18 protein-coding genes and 2 tRNA genes are annotated in these 16,499 nt (G+C 61.1%); 9 read left to right on the top strand and 11 right to left on the bottom strand.

Features of this window, described 5'->3' with window-relative positions; all coding sequences use genetic code 11:
- Positions 1–26: 26 nt before the first annotated feature.
- Positions 27–1,607 (bottom strand): hypothetical protein, encoded by a 1,581-nt coding sequence (locus QMX85_RS04705; protein WP_282339032.1) that lies wholly within the window; start codon positions 1,605–1,607, stop codon positions 27–29.
- Between the two features lie 54 nt (positions 1,608–1,661).
- The gene (locus QMX85_RS04700; RefSeq protein WP_282339031.1) at positions 1,662–1,934 is read right to left on the bottom strand and encodes a DNA-binding protein; all 273 of its coding nucleotides are present in this window, start codon (positions 1,932–1,934) and stop codon (positions 1,662–1,664) included.
- 164 nt (positions 1,935–2,098) lie between these two features.
- Between QMX85_RS04700 and QMX85_RS04695 the strand changes: the two genes are divergently transcribed.
- From QMX85_RS04695 to QMX85_RS04670, 6 genes are all read left to right on the top strand, one after another.
- Positions 2,099–2,380, top strand: coding sequence for a DNA-binding protein (locus tag QMX85_RS04695; protein ID WP_282339059.1), 282 nt, complete (start codon positions 2,099–2,101; stop codon positions 2,378–2,380).
- A complete protein-coding gene (locus tag QMX85_RS04690) occupies positions 2,373–2,639 on the top strand; it encodes a hypothetical protein (RefSeq protein WP_282339030.1) in 267 nt (88 codons plus the stop codon). Before QMX85_RS04695 ends, QMX85_RS04690 begins: the two co-directional genes overlap by 8 nt.
- Entirely contained in the window at positions 2,632–3,021 is a 390-nt protein-coding gene (locus tag QMX85_RS04685; RefSeq protein WP_282339029.1) for a hypothetical protein, read from the top strand. The genes QMX85_RS04690 and QMX85_RS04685 overlap by 8 nt, the downstream gene beginning before the upstream one ends.
- A gap of 108 nt (positions 3,022–3,129) precedes the next feature.
- Complete coding sequence (locus tag QMX85_RS04680; protein ID WP_282339057.1) at positions 3,130–3,495, top strand: hypothetical protein; 366 nt, start codon at positions 3,130–3,132, stop codon at positions 3,493–3,495.
- 91 nt (positions 3,496–3,586) lie between these two features.
- Positions 3,587–4,828, top strand: a complete 1,242-nt coding sequence (locus QMX85_RS04675) for a hypothetical protein (RefSeq protein WP_282339056.1) — start codon at positions 3,587–3,589, stop codon at positions 4,826–4,828.
- Positions 4,825–5,841 (top strand): tyrosine-type recombinase/integrase, encoded by a 1,017-nt coding sequence (locus QMX85_RS04670; protein WP_282339028.1) that lies wholly within the window; start codon positions 4,825–4,827, stop codon positions 5,839–5,841. The genes QMX85_RS04675 and QMX85_RS04670 overlap by 4 nt, the downstream gene beginning before the upstream one ends.
- Positions 5,842–5,865: 24 nt before the next feature.
- On the opposite strand, the gene QMX85_RS04665 is transcribed toward QMX85_RS04670, so the two are convergent.
- A tRNA-Met gene (locus tag QMX85_RS04665) sits at positions 5,866–5,942 on the bottom strand.
- A gap of 346 nt (positions 5,943–6,288) precedes the next feature.
- Between QMX85_RS04665 and QMX85_RS04660 the strand changes: the two genes are divergently transcribed.
- Positions 6,289–6,987: a hypothetical protein gene (locus QMX85_RS04660; protein WP_282339027.1), complete on the top strand. Its 699-nt coding sequence runs from the start codon at positions 6,289–6,291 to the stop codon at positions 6,985–6,987.
- Between the two features lie 90 nt (positions 6,988–7,077).
- On the opposite strand, the gene ychF is transcribed toward QMX85_RS04660, so the two are convergent.
- The 8 genes from ychF to QMX85_RS04620 form a co-directional block, all read right to left on the bottom strand.
- Positions 7,078–8,178 (bottom strand): redox-regulated ATPase YchF, encoded by a 1,101-nt coding sequence (gene ychF / locus QMX85_RS04655; RefSeq protein WP_282339026.1) that lies wholly within the window; start codon positions 8,176–8,178, stop codon positions 7,078–7,080.
- Positions 8,179–8,218: 40 nt separating this feature from the next.
- A complete protein-coding gene (gene pth / locus QMX85_RS04650) occupies positions 8,219–8,803 on the bottom strand; it encodes an aminoacyl-tRNA hydrolase (protein WP_282339025.1) in 585 nt (194 codons plus the stop codon).
- Between the two features lie 33 nt (positions 8,804–8,836).
- Positions 8,837–9,460, bottom strand: a complete 624-nt coding sequence (locus QMX85_RS04645; protein WP_282339024.1) for a 50S ribosomal protein L25/general stress protein Ctc — start codon at positions 9,458–9,460, stop codon at positions 8,837–8,839.
- Positions 9,461–9,588: 128 nt separating this feature from the next.
- A complete protein-coding gene (locus QMX85_RS04640) occupies positions 9,589–10,530 on the bottom strand; it encodes a ribose-phosphate pyrophosphokinase (protein ID WP_090228905.1) in 942 nt (313 codons plus the stop codon).
- A 96-nt stretch (positions 10,531–10,626) separates the two neighbouring features.
- A tRNA-Gln gene (locus QMX85_RS04635) sits at positions 10,627–10,701 on the bottom strand.
- A gap of 11 nt (positions 10,702–10,712) precedes the next feature.
- Positions 10,713–11,561 (bottom strand): 4-(cytidine 5'-diphospho)-2-C-methyl-D-erythritol kinase, encoded by an 849-nt coding sequence (gene ispE / locus QMX85_RS04630; protein ID WP_282339023.1) that lies wholly within the window; start codon positions 11,559–11,561, stop codon positions 10,713–10,715.
- Positions 11,561–12,196 carry a lipoprotein insertase outer membrane protein LolB gene (gene lolB / locus QMX85_RS04625; protein ID WP_282339022.1) on the bottom strand — a complete coding sequence of 212 codons (636 nt, stop codon included), beginning with the start codon at positions 12,194–12,196 and terminating at the stop codon, positions 11,561–11,563. Before lolB ends, ispE begins: the two co-directional genes overlap by 1 nt.
- 3 nt (positions 12,197–12,199) lie before the next feature.
- On the bottom strand, positions 12,200–13,930 hold the full coding sequence (locus tag QMX85_RS04620; protein ID WP_282339021.1) for a tetratricopeptide repeat protein: 1,731 nt from the start codon (positions 13,928–13,930) through the stop codon (positions 12,200–12,202).
- A 209-nt stretch (positions 13,931–14,139) separates the two neighbouring features.
- Here QMX85_RS04620 and hemA point away from each other — a divergent pair, with 209 nt between their 5' ends.
- Complete coding sequence (hemA, locus tag QMX85_RS04615) at positions 14,140–15,417, top strand: glutamyl-tRNA reductase (RefSeq protein WP_090228895.1); 1,278 nt, start codon at positions 14,140–14,142, stop codon at positions 15,415–15,417.
- Entirely contained in the window at positions 15,414–16,496 is a 1,083-nt protein-coding gene (gene prfA, locus QMX85_RS04610) for a peptide chain release factor 1 (protein ID WP_090228893.1), read from the top strand. Before hemA ends, prfA begins: the two co-directional genes overlap by 4 nt.
- Positions 16,497–16,499: the final 3 nt, after the last annotated feature.

The raw sequence follows: 16,499 nt of genomic DNA, 5'->3' as shown, positions 1-16,499 counted from the left end.
TGGGACACCTGCAAACTGCAGGTCCACTATAGATATCTATCTAACACATCTTGTCGAAGAATGATTCTACGAATACTCCTTTTGTCATCAAAAGGAACAACTATATCGATCTCCGCAGGCTCATCTAGCAAATCAAGCTGGGGCTGCTTAGATGTTCCTATCAAATCAACGTAAGTTCCGTAATCTATCGTATATATATTATATCTTGCCCCTGGGTTATCTTTGTCAGCGTATCCCCGTTGCATGTGATGAATCACACGAGCATCAAAAAGTCGCTGAACTATGGGGTGCCTTTCCAGCTCTCTCGGCAGTAAGAAAGACCTAGCCTTCCTCTGGCCGATAACTTCATCAACCATAGCTCTTAAAGCATTTTGCAGGTCATCCCCGAGATACTGGGCTTTATCTTGCTCAAACCACTGCCTCGCGCTTTCCAGAACTGAAACCCTATCAATACTGGCCCGTCCTCTCCGTTGCGCGTCGAAGAAAGCCTTAGTAAAAATATTGATAAGATCCCTAACAACCCCTTCACATGAACGACTTAGCTCAACAAAAGTTTCATAACCCGTAAAAAGATGATTCATCAAAGTATCGCCACAGGTGACACCATGGCTAACTTCAAGGTATCCCGTATCCAGTTCAACATTCATGTGCTTATAGAGAACATTTGCGTATGTTCTAGCAATAAACTCTGGATTTCTGTCATATACAAAATAATCATCAAGATCAGGCGCTGTCGCAATATCAGCCCCTAATTCAAACCCGATCAAGTCACAACCTACTACTTCACTAAATCTACACCGGTATTCAAGGGCAGATATTTTTACAGTTGCCTCACTAATGGGAAGCACTCCCTTCTTGATGAATTCAGCCAGATAAGGCTGCACATCCGAAGGTAGCGAAGACCATTCATCTATGAGGATGACAAGCTGTCCTTTTGCCAATTCAAGAACTTTCGTTAAGGATCGATGCAGATCAGGGAAAACAATCTTGTCTTGACTGTCTACAGCGTACTCAACCTGCATTGTAGATTCATTCTCATCTCCAAAGTTTGTTTTAAGCCCACCCTCCCCATGTATACCCTCAGCCCCTAAGTTCCCCAGCAGCGAAAATTCTGCCCCTCGTTCTTGCTTGACTCTCTCGGTCTCTGAAACGCTTTGAGCAAATTTTCTAACAACAGGATCAGTAACAACGGCATTAAAGTCATCAAGAGCCTTTAAAGCTTCCTCGGCTGAGTCGCTTGGATTCTCAATAATATACTCAAGCAAAGCCCCACTAATCAGAAGCAAATAATCCCTAAACAGTGCAATGCATCGCCTGCCGATGGGGAGTGTTCTGTCTGCAAATTGTGATGTACTACCTAGCATCCTGCAGTCTACGTACAGCACTGAAGTTCTTTCTCTTTCCTTAAAAGAACTTTCCAAAACCTTCATTACGTGGGTTTTTCCAGTCCCACGGCGACCATAAAATATTTGATGATTATTATTATTAAGCTGTGGTAATAAGCCCACATCCACATAAGTACTTATCAACTTATCGGTATCAGTTTGCCGCTCTGAGCGCTGCATGATGCGAGACACTGCGCCCATGACTTTTGGGTCTTGAATCATTGTTTTTTCCATGTCAAGGAATTCGACTAAACCATCGCCGGGCCACTTCTGCTGTTATCTGCTGCCCGCTTCTTGTTCTTCCAATTTTAGGTTGGCCTCTTCATACGCAGGAGAGACTTGCCCGCACTCCGGCGCAACCTTACCCGTGACTAACCACAACGCGTATTGCGGGAAGGCCTCGACGACGGCTTCGATTTCTGCGTCGCTCAACCGAGCCTTTCCGGTCCGGATATTCCCCCAACGGTAGCGATTGATCCCCGTCTGTTTTTCAAACCAAACGCTAGTCCGGGTTTTATCGAAAAGGCTTATAAGGCGATCTTTTATCATGCCTAAATATTCTACTCAGTAGTATGTACTCAGTAAAAAGTACACAGTATTCTTGCTCTCACTGAGTAATGAGTACTTAGTGATTTTTAAGCGGTTACTGAGTGTACTGCTTCGAAATCCCTTTTAACCACAGTTAATGAGCATTTCAGAGGCAGGGATAGGCGATGAGTACGCAGCATCTGAACGAACCACCTTTCGACGTTAGCTTCGACTTGGACGGCAAGCGGGTGGTCTACCTCGATTGCCGAAACGCCCTCATGTGCAGCAAGGAAACCTTCGCAGCCATGATGGGGGTTTCTGTTGATACGGTCATCTCCTGGCTTCAAACCAACACCATTCCCAGTGTGAAGATGGGCCGCCCGCGCGTGGTCAATTTGGCACAAATCCGAACCGACCTCGCAAAAGGCAAGACGGTTTTCGCTCAAGGGGATTACACAGATGAATAAGGCGAAGGGGGATCAGAAGCAGCTAAAAACCGGGGGTAATGTCGTTCCGCTCGGCAGGGGTATTGGCGACCTGTGCAGCATCGTCACCTTCGCCTCTGCCAGTGGTATCCCGGTGGATGAGGTTGTTGAGTGGATCGACAACGGCACCTTGCCCAGCGTGACCATGGCCGACTTTCGCATGGTTGATGTGGGCAAGCTGCGCGCCGACTTGCTCAACGGCAAGGAGACATTCTCCGAGGGGGATTACAGCCATGAGTAGCTACGGCGTAACCCTCAATACCGGCGAGGCTTTTAGCTATGTTGGCCAAACCGCTCTTGTCGAGCTGGCTTGGGATGAGGAGCCAGTCGGCTATTGGCGGTGTTTCCATATTGTCGGCGTGGTGCTACCTCTTAGCGGCGTCTATGAACATGCGTACTTCATGACGCTGAGCATGAATGGCGATGACAAGTACCCGAACGAAGTGTTTTTTTCGGACATTCGCACCATCAGGGTGATGCGGCACCGCGACCGGCAGGGTTCCGGCAACGTACTGGGCCGCATCGCCCTCCCTAATCGGTCTGGGTCAGGGGCCGCGCTCCCGGCTCGTCGGAACGGCTCCATCGTTCCGTCGAACGGAAGCGCGGGCGCAGCGCACCCTTGACCCTGCACGTTCATGAACAGCCTATCAGCGGGAGTGTGGGGTAGCTTCACCGCCCCGCGCTCCCGAGCCCTCGGCGGCAAGAGCGGGATGACAAGGGCAGCGCCCTTGGTGTTGTTCCCTCCTGCCGGCGCGCGGCGCCCCGCCCCTCTCGTCCTCGAAACCGTCTTCCTGCCGCTGCTGCTGATCGCTCTTGGCCTCTGGAAAGCCTGGGCCGCCAGCCTGCCGCCCGGCGCGCCGTTCTCCCTGCCGGGATTCATCCAGGAGCACGCCTGCCCGCGCGACCTGCCCGATGTGTTCCCTGACCTGGCTATCCGTATTGAAACCGAATGGTGCGCGCGGCCGTCGCGGATTCACGTCCTGAGGCACGAAGGACGCGAACCTGCGACGGCGGCGAGCGGCGGGAGCGCGCAGCGGAGTGGCTCGGTCCAGAGCGAAGCGGCGCGCGACTCGCCGCGCCGCGGGACGTCCCTGTAGCACGTCTTATAAATAGCTTTTGAAAGTGTCATTTGATTTCAATGTGGGGTGTTTCGTGAAAAAGGCTATTGATCAGCTTCGCCTGGATTGCATGACCGCTAAGGAAACCCGCGAAGGTCGCTTGTTCGTTGATCCTAAATCCTCCGCCATGACCGATCTCTCCAGGGTTCGGCTGTTGGGCTGTCGCGTCGATACCGTTCGCCAGCTTTACCGGGGCCGCATCCGTCCCGATGTACTCGCCCTGGTCGAAGAACCGGGCCTCGTCGAGTTTGCCGGTCACCAGTGGCACGCCGGGCGCGTTGGCCGTGACTCCGGCTACCAATTCAAGCTGCAGAACGCCGACCTCGGCTTCGTCCTGCTGCTGAAGAACTTCAACGTGAAGATTGATGTGATCGGCGCCCACATGAAGATCGAAGTGAGCCCGCACGCTATCCAGTCCTGCACGCCGGCCGTGCTGCAAGAGTGGATGGATCGCTTTGCGACCGAAGCCCTGGAGTTTGTCGAGCCCAATCAGTGCGCCGTCCATCTCGCCCTGGACGTGCAAGGCTGGACGCCCCCCGCGGATCTGATCGACCGCCTGCTGTGCCGCGCCCGAACGCGCCGGGATCTATCCGGCATCAAGGAGATTCACTACGACGGCGAAGCCGTCAGCTACGGTCGTGGGCAATCCTTCCTGTTCGGTTCTGCCTCTGGCATCCAACTGGCGATCTACAACAAAACCCTGCAAGCGTATGCCATCGACAAGCTCGACTACTGGCGCACCACCTGGGCCAGCCTGGACAACCCATTCGACGCCGAAGACCCGCAGAACTACGACCCTGACGCGCCTGTCTGGCGGATCGAACTGCGCTTCCATCACTCCATTGTCCAGCAATTCGCTGACGGCTCCGAATGCGCTGGCCGTGTGCTGGAAAGCTCCACCTATGCCGAACTCGCCGGCCACCTCGACGGGCTGTTCCAGTACGGTCTGGAGTCGTTCCGCCTGTGCTCGAGCAAGGGTGTATTCGATGCCTTCTGGACCTTGATGCGGCACGACGTGCATGTCTCCGTGCCGGTGGAATCGCTGCTGGGCCAGACCTACTACAAACGCCACTTCAAGACGTCCAAGGGCTTCAGCGGCAAGAACGTCGAGCTGTTCCTGGGCAACTTCATCAGCCTGGTTTCAAGGGAGCGGATCGGCGCGGAAAAGGCGTTCGCCAGCCTCCAGGGATGGGAGTGCTGGCCGGTAATCCGAGATCACTACGCCGACAAGGGAAAGACTGAGCGCGATATCTACAAGCACGTCCAGAAGCTTCTGGCCGAACGAACGGTGCGATGGGGTAGGGCCGTATGATCTCCAAGGGCCCTACCGGTTGGGATGCCGATTTCTGGCTCGACCGTTCTGCCGGCATACGTAAGAGGCGCAAAGGTTTTCGAACCAAGTCCGAGGCTGAGCGCTGGATAGCCGATCTCAAGCGGGAATACTCCCGACGTGGCCGCGACCCCGGCGAACGTCTGGCTGACCTCGTTCATGTGTGGCATGAGCTGCATGGCTGCACATTGAAAGACCCGTATCGTCTCCCTAGGACTCTTGCCATAGTCGAAGCGCTGGGGAATCCGGTTGCCTCGTCGTTCACGTCCCTGGACTTTGGCCGCTACCGGATGGAACGACTAAAGACCTGCGCACCCTCAACGGTGAATCATGAGCATCGGTATTTAAGGTCCGTTTTCAACGAGCTAATCCGCCTTGGCGTGTGGAACGAACCTAACCCTGTTGCAGGTCTTCGCCAGCTCAAGGTCGACGAGACCGAGCGGTCTTTCCTGACGCTGCCCGAATGCAGTCTGGTGCTTGCTGAGTGCTCTGCATCGAGCAACAGCCACACGTTACCTGTGGCCCAGCTTTGCTTGGCGACAGGCGCGCGATGGGATGAGGCAGAGTCAATCACCCGGCCGGAGCTGGTAAACGGCTTGGTTCGCTTCTCTCGGACAAAGAATGGCAAGGGGAGGTCGGTGCCTGTGCCTGCCGATCTGGAAGCCCTGATACTTGAGCGCGGATACCCTGGATCGGGTCGGCTGTTCTCGTCGTGCCGCTCTGCGTTTCGTAAAGCCTATGAGCGAACCGGGCTGCATACGCCAGGGCAACTAACTCATATCTTGCGACACACGTTTGCCAGCCACTACATGATGCAAGGGGGAAACATCCTGACCCTGCAACGGATTCTTGGGCATGGTGATATCAAAATGACGATGCGTTACTCGCACCTCGCACCTGACCACTTCGCAACGGCGCTGACGCTTTCGCCGCTGGCTTTACTGAGACAGGATCGGGACGTTGCTGGGACAGTGCCAGAAACGACAAAGGGCTAGCCGAAGCTAACCCTTTGATTTGTATGGTGGCTACGCAGGGACTTGAACCCCGGACCCCAGCATTATGAATGCTATGCTCTAACCAGCTGAGCTACGTAGCCAAGTGGCGCGCATTATTCTCAGCTAGCTCCTTGCTGTCAACCCCATGAGCGTTTTTTTCGAAGTGCTATCAAGCGCTTAGCGTTCAGCTGCGTCCGTTGCGGGCAAATGATCTGCGGAGGCATGGGCGAGGAGGGTTTTTTCGGTGTCTCGCTGGCGTTTTTGCCCTGTGGCGCTGTCTTGTTAGCTATCCGGCGCAGCACTTAGTGCGCGTTTCGCCATGAATGAGGAGTCTTCGATGCCCGCGTTTTACACCCACCGTCCCTATCACTGCGCGCCGGTCGTCTGCCGGCCATGGCTGGGGGCGCATTGCGTGTCGAGGGGTGCCGGGGCAGGGTGCGTGCGGCCATGAGCGTTTCGGGTCTGTTGCGTGGGTTGATCGGCGTGCTGGTGGTCGTCCTGCTGCTGGTGCTGGCCGCGCTGTTCTGGCCGGCGGCGCAGTGGCTGCCTAGGGTGCTGCCTGACGACATGCGCGTCGAGGGTGTCAGCGGTTCGCTGATCAAGGGCGCCGGCGATCGTCTGTATTGGCGCGGGCAGCCGCTCGGGCCGTGGACGTGGCGGATGACCGGCGCGGACCAGGTCGACCTGCGGCTGGGCGCGCTGGGGCAGGGCGAGTGGAACCTGCGCCTGGGCGGCTGGCCGCCGGCCTGGTGGCTGGAGGTTTCCGGCGGCGATCTGCTGTGGGCGCAGAACGGCCAGCTGGGGCTGCTGCAGGGGCGTTTCAGCGGGCAACTGAGCCTGCGCGGCAATACCGATGGCTGCACCGCATCCAGTGGTGAACTGCAGACCAGCAATGCGGCGGTAGCCTTTCCGCCGATGACGCTGGGCGCGGCGCGCTTCCGCCTGGATTGTGCAGACGAATATCCGGTGCGTCTGGACCTGGTCCGCCGCGGCGAGCACGAACTGTCGTTCCAGCTCGACCTGGAAACCGCGCGTGGCCTGGTGAAGGGCGAACTGGTCCCGGGCAGCTCGCTGTCGCGCTTGGGCAGCGATTTCGGCCTGCTGACGCCGAACCAGCGCAAGGTCGACCAGCCGCTGGCCTGGTGATCGGCCGCACCTATCGGTGCCCAGACGCGGCGAATGCCTTCCATAAAAAAGCCCGGCATGAGGCCGGGCGTTTTCGTCGTCGAGCAAGGCTCAGACGTTGAAGCGGAAGTGCATCACGTCGCCGTCCTTGACGATGTACTCCTTGCCTTCCAGGCGCCATTTCCCGGCTTCCTTGGCGCCGGCTTCACCGCGGTACTGGATGAAGTCGGTGTAGGCGATGACTTCGGCGCGGATGAAGCCTTTCTCGAAGTCGGTGTGGATCACGGCGGCGGCCTGCGGTGCAGTGGCGCCAACCTTGATGGTCCAGGCGCGGACTTCCTTCACCCCGGCGGTGAAATAGGTCTGCAGATTGAGCATCTGGTAGCCAGCGCGGATCACGCGGTTCAGGCCGGGCTCCTCGAGGCCGAGGGATTCGAGGAACATGTCCTTCTCCTCGCCGTCGTCGAGTTCGGCGATTTCCGCCTCGATCTTGTTGCACACCGGAACCACCAGGGCGCCCTCGGCGTCGGCGATCGCCTTCACCACGTCGAGATACGGGTTGTTCTCGAAACCGTCCTCGGCGACGTTGGCGATGTACATCACCGGCTTGCTGGTGAGCAGGTGGAAGCCGCGAACCAGTGCCTTCTCATCGTCACCCAGACCGCGCAGCAGGGTGCGAGCCGGCTTGCCTTCGGTGAAGTGCGGGATCAGCTTTTCCAGCAGCGCCTTCTGCGCCACGGCGTCCTTGTCGCCGCCCTTGGCGTTTCGGGTCACTTTCTGCAGCTGTTTCTCGCAGCTGTCGAGGTCGGCGAAGATCAGTTCCAGGTCGATGATCTCGATGTCGCGCTTGGGGTCGACCGAGTTCGACACGTGGATCACGTTGTCGTCGTCGAAGCAGCGCACCACGTGGGCGATGGCATCGGTCTCGCGGATGTTGGCGAGGAACTTGTTGCCCAGGCCTTCGCCCTTGGAGGCGCCTTCCACCAGGCCGGCAATGTCGACGAACTCCATCGTGGTGGGCAGGATGCGTTCGGGCTTGACGATCTCCGCCAGCGCGGCGAGGCGTTCGTCGGGCATCGGCACGATGCCGCTGTTCGGCTCGATGGTGCAGAACGGGAAGTTCTCCGCGGCGATACCGGACTTGGTGAGGGCGTTGAACAGGGTGGACTTGCCGACGTTGGGCAGGCCGACGATGCCGCAGTTGAATCCCATGGTGTGTCCCTCGCGAAATGGTCGCGGAGCGAAGTGGAGGTTAAGCCTTCTGGCTGTGCAGCTGCTGCATGGCATGGGTCCAGTTGCCGTCGAGGATATCGGGCAGGACGCCGAGCGCGAAATCAATGCTGGTATCGAGCATTTCCTGTTCGCTGCGCGGGGCGCGACCCAGGACATAGCCGGAGACCAGGCTGGCATGGCCAGGATGGCCGATACCGAGGCGCAACCGGTGGAAATCGTTGCGGTTGCCGAGCTGGGCGATGATGTCGCGCAGGCCGTTGTGGCCGCCGTGGCCGCCGCCCTGTTTGAGCTTGGCGACGCCAGGAGGCATGTCGAGTTCGTCGTGCGCCACCAGAATCGCGTCCGGAGCTATCCGGAAGAAATTCGCCAAGGCCGCCACGGCCTGGCCGCTGCGGTTCATGTAGGTGGTTGGGATCAGCAGACGGACGTCGCGACCCTGATGGCTGAATTTGCCCACCAGGCCGAAATACTTGCGATCGACGCTGAGGCTGGCGCCTTTCTGGGCGGCCAGGCGCTCAACGAAAAGGGCCCCCGCGTTATGCCGGGTCTGGTCGTATTCGGGGCCTGGATTACCCAGGCCAACGATCAGTTGCACGGCGGTCACGACGGGAGCCCTTCGCTTGGTGCGGACTCAGCCTTATTCGGCTGCGCCTTCACCTGCGCCTTCACCTTCTTCAGCCGCCTGGACGCGCGGCATGTGGATGTTGGCGACCGGCAGATCGCTGCCGTGGGCCAGAGCAACCAGCTCGACGCCTTTCGGCAGTTTCAGGTCGGACAGGTGAACGATCTGGCCGACTTCGACCTTGGCCATGTCGACTTCGATGAACTCCGGCAGGTCTTTCGGCAGGCAGGAAACTTCCACTTCGCTCAGGGTGTGGGAGATTTCGCCACCGTCGGTTTTCACGCCAACTGCGGTTTCCTGGTTCATGAAGTGCAGCGGAACCAGAGCGGTCAGTTTCTGGCCGGCAACGACGCGCAGGAAGTCGGCGTGCAGAACGAAACCCTTGGCCGGGTGACGTTGCAGGGCCTTGATCAGAACGCTTTCCTTGGCGCCAGCGATGGTCAGGGTGATGACGTGGCTGAAGGCGGCTTCGGTTTCCAGCAGTTTGGCCAGGTCCTTGGCTACCAGGCTGATCGATTGCGGCGCTTTCTCGCCACCGTAGATCACCGCGGGAATCTGGCTGGCGTTACGACGCAGGCGGCGGCTCGCACCTTTCCCCAGGTCGGAACGCGCTTCGGCATTCAGAGTGAAATCAGTCATTGCAGTTCTCCAATAAAACCAAACCGCCCGCGACGCTTGCGACCAGCGCTCGGGCGGTTGGGCAAAAAGCCCCGCACGGAGGCGGGGCACATTTCGTTCGGTGAATGTTCGCGGTGGGCAGAGAGCCCTCAGCGGAACATCGCACTGATCGATTCTTCATTGCTGATGCGGCGAACCGCTTCAGCCACGACCGGCGCGATATCCAGTTGGCGGATACGCGAGCAGGCCTGTGCAGCGGCGGACAGCGGGATGGTGTTGGTCACCACCAGCTCGTCGAGCACGGAATTTTCGATGTTCTCGATGGCGCGGCCGGACAGCACCGGGTGGGTGCAGTAGGCGTAGACCTTGGCGGCGCCGTGGTCCTTGAGGGCCTTGGCGGCATGCCCGAGGGTGCCGGCGGTATCGACCATGTCGTCGACCAGCACGCAGGTGCGGCCTTCGACATCGCCGATGATGTGCATGACTTCGGACTGGTTGGCTTTCGGCCGACGCTTGTCGATGATTGCCAGGTCGACGCCGAGGGTCTTGGCGACCGCACGGGCGCGGACGACACCGCCGATGTCCGGGGAAACGATCATCAGGTTCTCGAAGCGCTGGTCTTCGATGTCGTCGACCAGTACCGGCGAGCCGTAGATGTTGTCCACGGGGATGTCGAAGAAGCCCTGGATCTGGTCGGCGTGCAGGTCGACGGTGAGGACGCGGTTGACCCCCACCACGGTCAGCATGTCGGCCACGACTTTCGCGCTGATCGCCACGCGGGCGGAACGCGGGCGGCGATCCTGGCGGGCATAGCCGAAGTAGGGGATCACGGCGGTGATACGAGAAGCCGAGGAGCGGCGGAAGGCATCGGCCATCACCACCAGCTCCATCAGGTTGTCGTTGGTCGGAGCGCAAGTCGGCTGGATCAGGAAGACGTCCTTACCGCGAACGTTCTCGTTGATTTCCGCACTGATTTCGCCATCGGAGAACTTGCCTACGGAGGCGTCACCAAGGGGGATATGCAGTTGACGTACGACGCGACGCGCCAGATCGGGGTTGGCATTCCCCGTGAAGACCATCATCTTGGACACGCGCAGTACCTGCCGGCTGAGGGTGGACCTGATGAATTAAAAAGCTGTTCAAAATCTGGCTGCCGAAGCGGCGATCTTGAACAGCTTCATAAAATATGGCAGGGGCGGCTGGATTCGAACCAACGCATGGCAGGATCAAAACCTGCTGCCTTACCGCTTGGCGACGCCCCTGTATCTGCTTCTCAGGACAGGCTCTGAAGCTTGCGCTGCAACATCGAAACGTTACTGCCTTTCGCTACAAATCCTGGCAGGGAGGCTGGAAGTTGGGCCGCGACTTTATCAGCTTCGGCTTTGCTTGGGAAGGACCCAAACACGCAACAACCAGTGCCTGTTAATCTAGCCGAAACAAATTTGTTTAGCAAGATCAAAGCGTTACGAACATCCGGGTAACGCTTCTCAACAACCGGCTGACAGTCATTACGACCGCCCTGTTCGAGAACGGTGCGCACTGTAATGGCGGGAGTATTTCGTGTCAACTCCGGGTCGTTGAAAATTTCTGCTGTGCTGATAGCGACTTGCGGAATCGCGACGAGAAACCAGGGCTCTTCCAGCTCGACCGGGGTCAGCGCTTCGCCCACGCCCTCGGCGAATGCCGCATGGCCGCGGACGAACACCGGCACGTCCGCGCCCAGGCTCAGGCCCAGCGCCGCGAGGCGATCGACGCTCCAGTCGAGCCGCCAGAGGTGGTGAAGGCCGAGCAGGGTGGTGGCCGCATCGGAGCTGCCGCCGCCGATTCCGCCGCCCATCGGCAGGCGTTTCTCCAGCCATATGTCGGCGCCCAGCGAGGTGCCGCTGTCGCGCTGCAGTTGGCGGGCGGCGCGCACGATCAGGTTGCTGTCATGGGGGACGCCGGGAATGTCGCTATGTAGATGGATCTCGCCGTCCTCGCGAACCCGCAAGCTCAGCTCGTCGGCGTAATCGAGGAACTGGAACAGCGTCTGCAGCTCGTGATAGCCGTCGGCGCGGCGGCCAAGGATATGCAGCATCAGGTTGAGTTTCGCCGGTGCGGGCAGGGTCAGGCGGTCGTGCATCACTGGCCGAGCTGGCGCGGTTGCCAGTCCTTGATCACCAGGGTGACGTCGAGGTCGCTGCCGTGCAGCTTGATCCGCTCCGGTAATGCGTAGCTGTCCTGTTCGGCGTAGCTCAGGTATTCCACCTGCCAGCCGTCCTGTTCCAGGCGCGCCAGGTGGCTGTTGCCGTCCAGGGTCACGCGGCTCTTGCTGTCCGGGGCGGGCAGGCCGCGAACCCACCAGAGCAGGTGGGACACCGGCAGGCGCCAGCCGAGTTGCTGTTCGAGCAGCGCTTCCGGTGACTCGGCCTGATAGCGACCCTGGTTGGCGACTTCCAGCGTCACCGCGCCTTCGCGTCCGGTGAGGCGGGCGGCGCCGCGGCCGAGCGGGCCAGACAGGCGGATGTCGAAGTAGTCCTGGCGTTGCAGCCAGAACAGCGTGCCGCTGCCGCTCTGGCTGCCAGCGGACGGGCGCAGTGCGCGAATGCCGACCTTGCCGTCGATCTGCCAGCCGTCGAGGCGGGTCACGCGTTCCTTGTGGGCTTTCCAGGTGGCGGCGTCACCGCTGCCTTCTACGGCTTCGCGGGAGGTCAGGCCGGCGCAGCCGGCGAGCAGGGCGATCAGGCTGGCGATCAGGAATAAACGAACGGCAGGCATAAGTCAGGGCGTCTCGGATCCGGAATGGCGTTGCAGCGTTTCGCGCAGCAACGGGCTGTCGGGTTGGGCTTTCAGCGCATCGGACCAGATTTTCTTCGCTTCTTTCTGTTTGCCCTGCGCCCACAGCACCTCGCCCAGATGAGCGGCGACTTCGTGATCGGGGAACTGCTGCAGCGCCTGGCGCAGCAGCCGCTCGGCCTCGTCGAGGTTGCCCATGCGGTAATTCACCCAGCCGAGGCTGTCGAGGATCGCCGGGTCCTGCGGGTTGAGCTGGTGCGCCTGCTCGACCAACTGGCGGGCTTCCTCGAAGCGCGTGGTGCGGTCGGCGAGGGTGTAGCCCAGGGCGTTGAGCGCCATGGCGTTGTCCGGCTCGCGCTGGATGATCAGCCGCAGGTCCTTCTCCAGTTGCGCCAGGTCGTTGCGCTTTTCCGCGAGCATGGCGCGGGTGTAGAGCAGGTCGGAGTCGTCCGGATACTGCTTCAGTGCCTGCTGCATCAGCGTCCAGGCGCGATCCTGCAACTGCCGTTTGCTCAGTGACTCGGACTCGATCAGGTAGAGCTGGATGGCGTAGTCCGGTTGCTCGTCGCGTGCCTTGGCCAGGCGTGCGGAGGCTTCGTCATAGCGCTTCTGGTCGAAGAGGATTTCCGCCTGGCGCACCTGTGCCGGCAGGTAGTCGTTGCCCGGGCCGACCAGCGAATACTCGACCAGCGCACTGTCGCTGTCGCCGAGCTGCTCGAGGACGCGGCCCAGGTTGAAGTGCGCGGCGTCGACATGGCTACCGCGCTCGATCAGCTCCTGCAAGTAGCTGCGGGCCTCCGGCCAGGCGCCGGCCTCCATGCTCACCAGCGCCAGGGAGAAGCGCAGGTCGTCGTCATCGGGGAATTGCTGGACGAGGGCGGAGAACTCGCGCTTGGCGTCGTCCATGCGCCCTTCTTCGACCAGCACACGGGCGTAGGTGAGGCGTACGCGCTTGTCGTCCGGATGCTGGCGCAGGGCTTTTTCCAGCAGCGGCACGGCTTCGTCGCCACGTTTCAGGCTTTGCAGCAAGCGCACGCGGAGTAGCAGCGGGGCGACTTCGTCGGTGGTCGCCGGCTGGTCCTCGAGCAGTTGCAGGGCTTCCTGCGGGCGGCCGTCCTGTTGCAGCAGCAGTGCCTTGCCGAACAGCAGCTGGCCGTTGGCCGGGTACTTGGTCAGCAGGCGCTCGAAGCTCTGCAGCAGGCCGGCGCGGGTGTCGGGGTCGGTTTCCGCGGCGGACAGCGCGAGGAAGTCGAAATGGGTGTCGCCCTGGCCCTGCAGGACTTTCTCCATGTACGTCATGGACTCGTCGTAGTTGCCGGCGCGGGCGAGCTGGATGGCGGCGGCGCGCTGGGCGTCGAGGTTGTCCGGGGCATTGGTGGCCCAGATCATCGCGCTGTCCAGGGCCGCCTGCTCGGCGCCCAGGTATTCGGCGATGCGGAAGGCGCGCTCGGCAACGGCCGGGTCCTGGGTCGCGTTCGCCTGCTGCACGTAGTTGCCCAGTGCCAGGTCGAAGCGATTGCGCTGCCCGGCCAACTCGGCGACCAGCAGCGAGTAGAGGGTCTCTTCGTCGAACGAGCCGTAGACCTGCGGCTTGGCCGGCGCGGCGGCAGGACTGCGGGTACCCTCGGTCGACGGTTTGTCGGTCGAGGTTGGAGCCATGGACTGGCAGCCACCGATGAAAGCCAGGGCGGCCAGCAACGCGAAGGATCTATTCATAGAGGAAAATGCGACTAACCTGCGGTCGGGGCATCATGACACATGCTGCCAGGCAAGCCCATGGCCGCCGGTGAACGGCCGGCACGCGCTGCCACGGCGTCGGCGCACGGGTTGGCGGGCGTCTATCGAGCCAATCCATCGGAGGAGGTTGTCCCGCGCAGGGCGAAGTAGGACAATTGCGCGCCTTCCGATCTGCTTAGCGACCCTGCATGGCCTTCCTCGCTCTTGGTATCAACCACAAGACCGCCTCGGTGGACGTGCGCGAGCGCGTGGCGTTCACGCCCGAGCAACTGGTCGAGGCCCTGCAGCAGCTGTGTCGGATCACCCCGAGCCGCGAGGCCGCGATCCTCTCCACCTGCAACCGCAGCGAGCTGTACCTGGAACAGGACCAGCTCGAAGCCGACGCGGTGCTCGCCTGGCTGGCCAACTATCACCGCCTGAGTCTCGACGAACTGCGCGCCTGCGCCTACGTGCACACTGACGACGAGGCGGTGCGGCACATGATGCGCGTCGCCTCCGGGCTCGACTCGATGGTGCTCGGCGAGCCGCAGATCCTCGGCCAGATGAAGTCCGCCTACGCCGTCGCGCGGGAGGCCGGCACCGTCGGGCCGCTGCTCGGCAGGCTGTTCCAAGCCACCTTCAGTACCGCCAAGACCGTGCGCACCGATACCGCTATTGGCGAGAACCCGGTGTCCGTGGCCTTCGCCGCAGTGAGCCTGGCCAAGCAGATATTCAGTGACCTCAACCGCAGCCAGGCGCTGCTGATCGGCGCGGGCGAGACCATCACCCTGGTCGCCCGCCATCTGCACGAGCAGGGCATCAAGCGCATCGTCGTCGCCAACCGCACGCTGGAGCGCGCCAGCGTCCTCGCCGAGCAGTTCGGCGCCCATGCGGTGCTGCTTTCGGAGATTCCGCAGGAGCTGATCAACAGCGACATCGTGATCAGCTCCACCGCCAGCCAGTTGCCGATCCTCGGCAAGGGCGCGGTGGAAAACGCCCTGCGCCTGCGCAAGCACAAGCCGATGTTCATGGTCGACATCGCCGTCCCGCGGGATATCGAAGCCCAGGTCGGCGAACTGGACGACGTTTACCTGTACACCGTCGACGACCTTCACGAAGTGGTCGCGGAGAACCTCAAGAGCCGCCAGGGCGCGGCGATGGCCGCCGAGGATCTGGTCAGCTCGGGCGCCGGCGACTTCATGCTGCGCCTGCGCGAGCTGGCCGCGGTGGACGTACTGCGCGCCTATCGCCAGCAGGCCGAACGGCTGCGCGACGAGGAATTGCTCAAGGCCCAGCGGCTGCTGGCCAACGGCGGCAGCGCCGAGGAGGTGCTGGCACAGCTGGCGCGCGGGCTGACCAACAAACTGCTGCACGCACCCAGCGTGCAACTGAAGAAACTCTCCGCCGAAGGGCGCATCGACGCGCTGACCGTGGCCCAGGAACTCTTCGCCCTCGACGAGGGCGCGCCGAACAAGAGCTCGCAATGAAAGCTTCGCTGCTGAACAAGCTGGACATCCTCCACGACCGCTTTGATGAGCTCACCGCGTTGCTCGGCGACGCCGAAGTGATTTCCGATCAGACCCGCTTCCGCGCCTATTCCCGCGAATATGCCGAGGTCGAGCCGGTGGTCCAGGCCTATCGCGAGTTCCGCAAGGTGCAGGACGACCTGGAGGGCGCGCAGGCGCTGCTCAAGGACAGCGACGCGGACCTGCGCGAGATGGCCGAGGAGGAAGTCGCCTCGGCCAAGGAGCGGTTGGTCGCCCTCGAAGAGCGCCTGCAACGCATGCTGCTGCCGCGTGACCCGAACGACGGCCGCAACGTGTTCCTCGAAGTGCGCGCCGGCACCGGTGGTGACGAGGCGGCGATCTTTGCCGGCGACCTGTTCCGCATGTATTCGCGTTACGCCGAACGCCAGGGCTGGCGCGTCGAGATTCTCTCCGAGAGCGTCGGCGAGCATGGCGGCTATAAAGAGGTGATTTCCCGCGTCGAGGGCGACAACGTTTTCGCCAAGCTCAAGTTCGAGTCCGGCGCGCACCGCGTGCAGCGCGTTCCTGAGACCGAATCGCAGGGGCGCATCCATACCTCGGCATGCACTGTGGCGGTGTTGCCCGAGCCCGACGAGCAGGCCGCCATCGAGATCAACCCGGCCGACCTGCGCGTCGACACCTACCGCTCCTCGGGCGCCGGTGGTCAGCACGTGAACAAGACCGACTCGGCGATCCGCATCACCCACCTGCCGTCGGGCATCGTCGTCGAATGCCAGGAGGAGCGCTCGCAGCACAAGAACCGCGCCAAGGCGATGGCCTGGCTGGCGGCCAAGCTGCAGGACCAGCAGGACGCCGCCGCGCACAAGGAAATCTCCGACACCCGGCGTCTGTTGGTCGGCTCCGGCGATCGCTCCGAGCGCATCCGTACCTATAATTTCCCCCAGGGCCGGGTCACCGATCACCGCATCAACCTGACCCTGTACTCGCTCAACGAAGTCATCGCCGGCACCCTCGAGCAGGTCATCGAACCGCTGCTGCTGGAATTCCAGGCCGATCAACTGGCCGCGCTGGGCGACTGACGG

The organism is Pseudomonas sp. PS02288 (assembly GCF_029959715.1).
GTDB classification, from domain to species: domain Bacteria; phylum Pseudomonadota; class Gammaproteobacteria; order Pseudomonadales; family Pseudomonadaceae; genus Pseudomonas_O; species Pseudomonas_O kuykendallii.
Note: the sequence above shows the minus strand (reverse complement) of the source record. Positions and strands in the feature narration are given on the sequence as shown.

Bases quoted from the DNA above. Each gene is read 5' to 3' on its own strand.
- QMX85_RS04705 (WP_282339032.1), bottom strand. From the start codon at position 1,607: ATGATTCAAGACCCAAAAGTCATGGGCGCAGTGTCTCGCATCATGCAG.
- QMX85_RS04700 (WP_282339031.1), bottom strand. From the start codon at position 1,934: ATGATAAAAGATCGCCTTATAAGCCTTTTCGATAAAACCCGGACTAGC.
- QMX85_RS04695 (WP_282339059.1), top strand. From the start codon at position 2,099: ATGAGTACGCAGCATCTGAACGAACCACCTTTCGACGTTAGCTTCGAC.
- QMX85_RS04690 (WP_282339030.1), top strand. From the start codon at position 2,373: ATGAATAAGGCGAAGGGGGATCAGAAGCAGCTAAAAACCGGGGGTAAT.
- QMX85_RS04685 (WP_282339029.1), top strand. From the start codon at position 2,632: ATGAGTAGCTACGGCGTAACCCTCAATACCGGCGAGGCTTTTAGCTAT.
- QMX85_RS04675 (WP_282339056.1), top strand. From the start codon at position 3,587: ATGACCGCTAAGGAAACCCGCGAAGGTCGCTTGTTCGTTGATCCTAAA.
- QMX85_RS04670 (WP_282339028.1), top strand. From the start codon at position 4,825: ATGATCTCCAAGGGCCCTACCGGTTGGGATGCCGATTTCTGGCTCGAC.
- QMX85_RS04660 (WP_282339027.1), top strand. From the start codon at position 6,289: ATGAGCGTTTCGGGTCTGTTGCGTGGGTTGATCGGCGTGCTGGTGGTC.
- ychF (WP_282339026.1), bottom strand. From the start codon at position 8,178: ATGGGATTCAACTGCGGCATCGTCGGCCTGCCCAACGTCGGCAAGTCC.
- QMX85_RS04645 (WP_282339024.1), bottom strand. From the start codon at position 9,460: ATGACTGATTTCACTCTGAATGCCGAAGCGCGTTCCGACCTGGGGAAA.
- ispE (WP_282339023.1), bottom strand. From the start codon at position 11,561: ATGCACGACCGCCTGACCCTGCCCGCACCGGCGAAACTCAACCTGATG.
- lolB (WP_282339022.1), bottom strand. From the start codon at position 12,196: ATGCCTGCCGTTCGTTTATTCCTGATCGCCAGCCTGATCGCCCTGCTC.
- QMX85_RS04620 (WP_282339021.1), bottom strand. From the start codon at position 13,930: ATGAATAGATCCTTCGCGTTGCTGGCCGCCCTGGCTTTCATCGGTGGC.
- hemA (WP_090228895.1), top strand. From the start codon at position 14,140: ATGGCCTTCCTCGCTCTTGGTATCAACCACAAGACCGCCTCGGTGGAC.
- prfA (WP_090228893.1), top strand. From the start codon at position 15,414: ATGAAAGCTTCGCTGCTGAACAAGCTGGACATCCTCCACGACCGCTTT.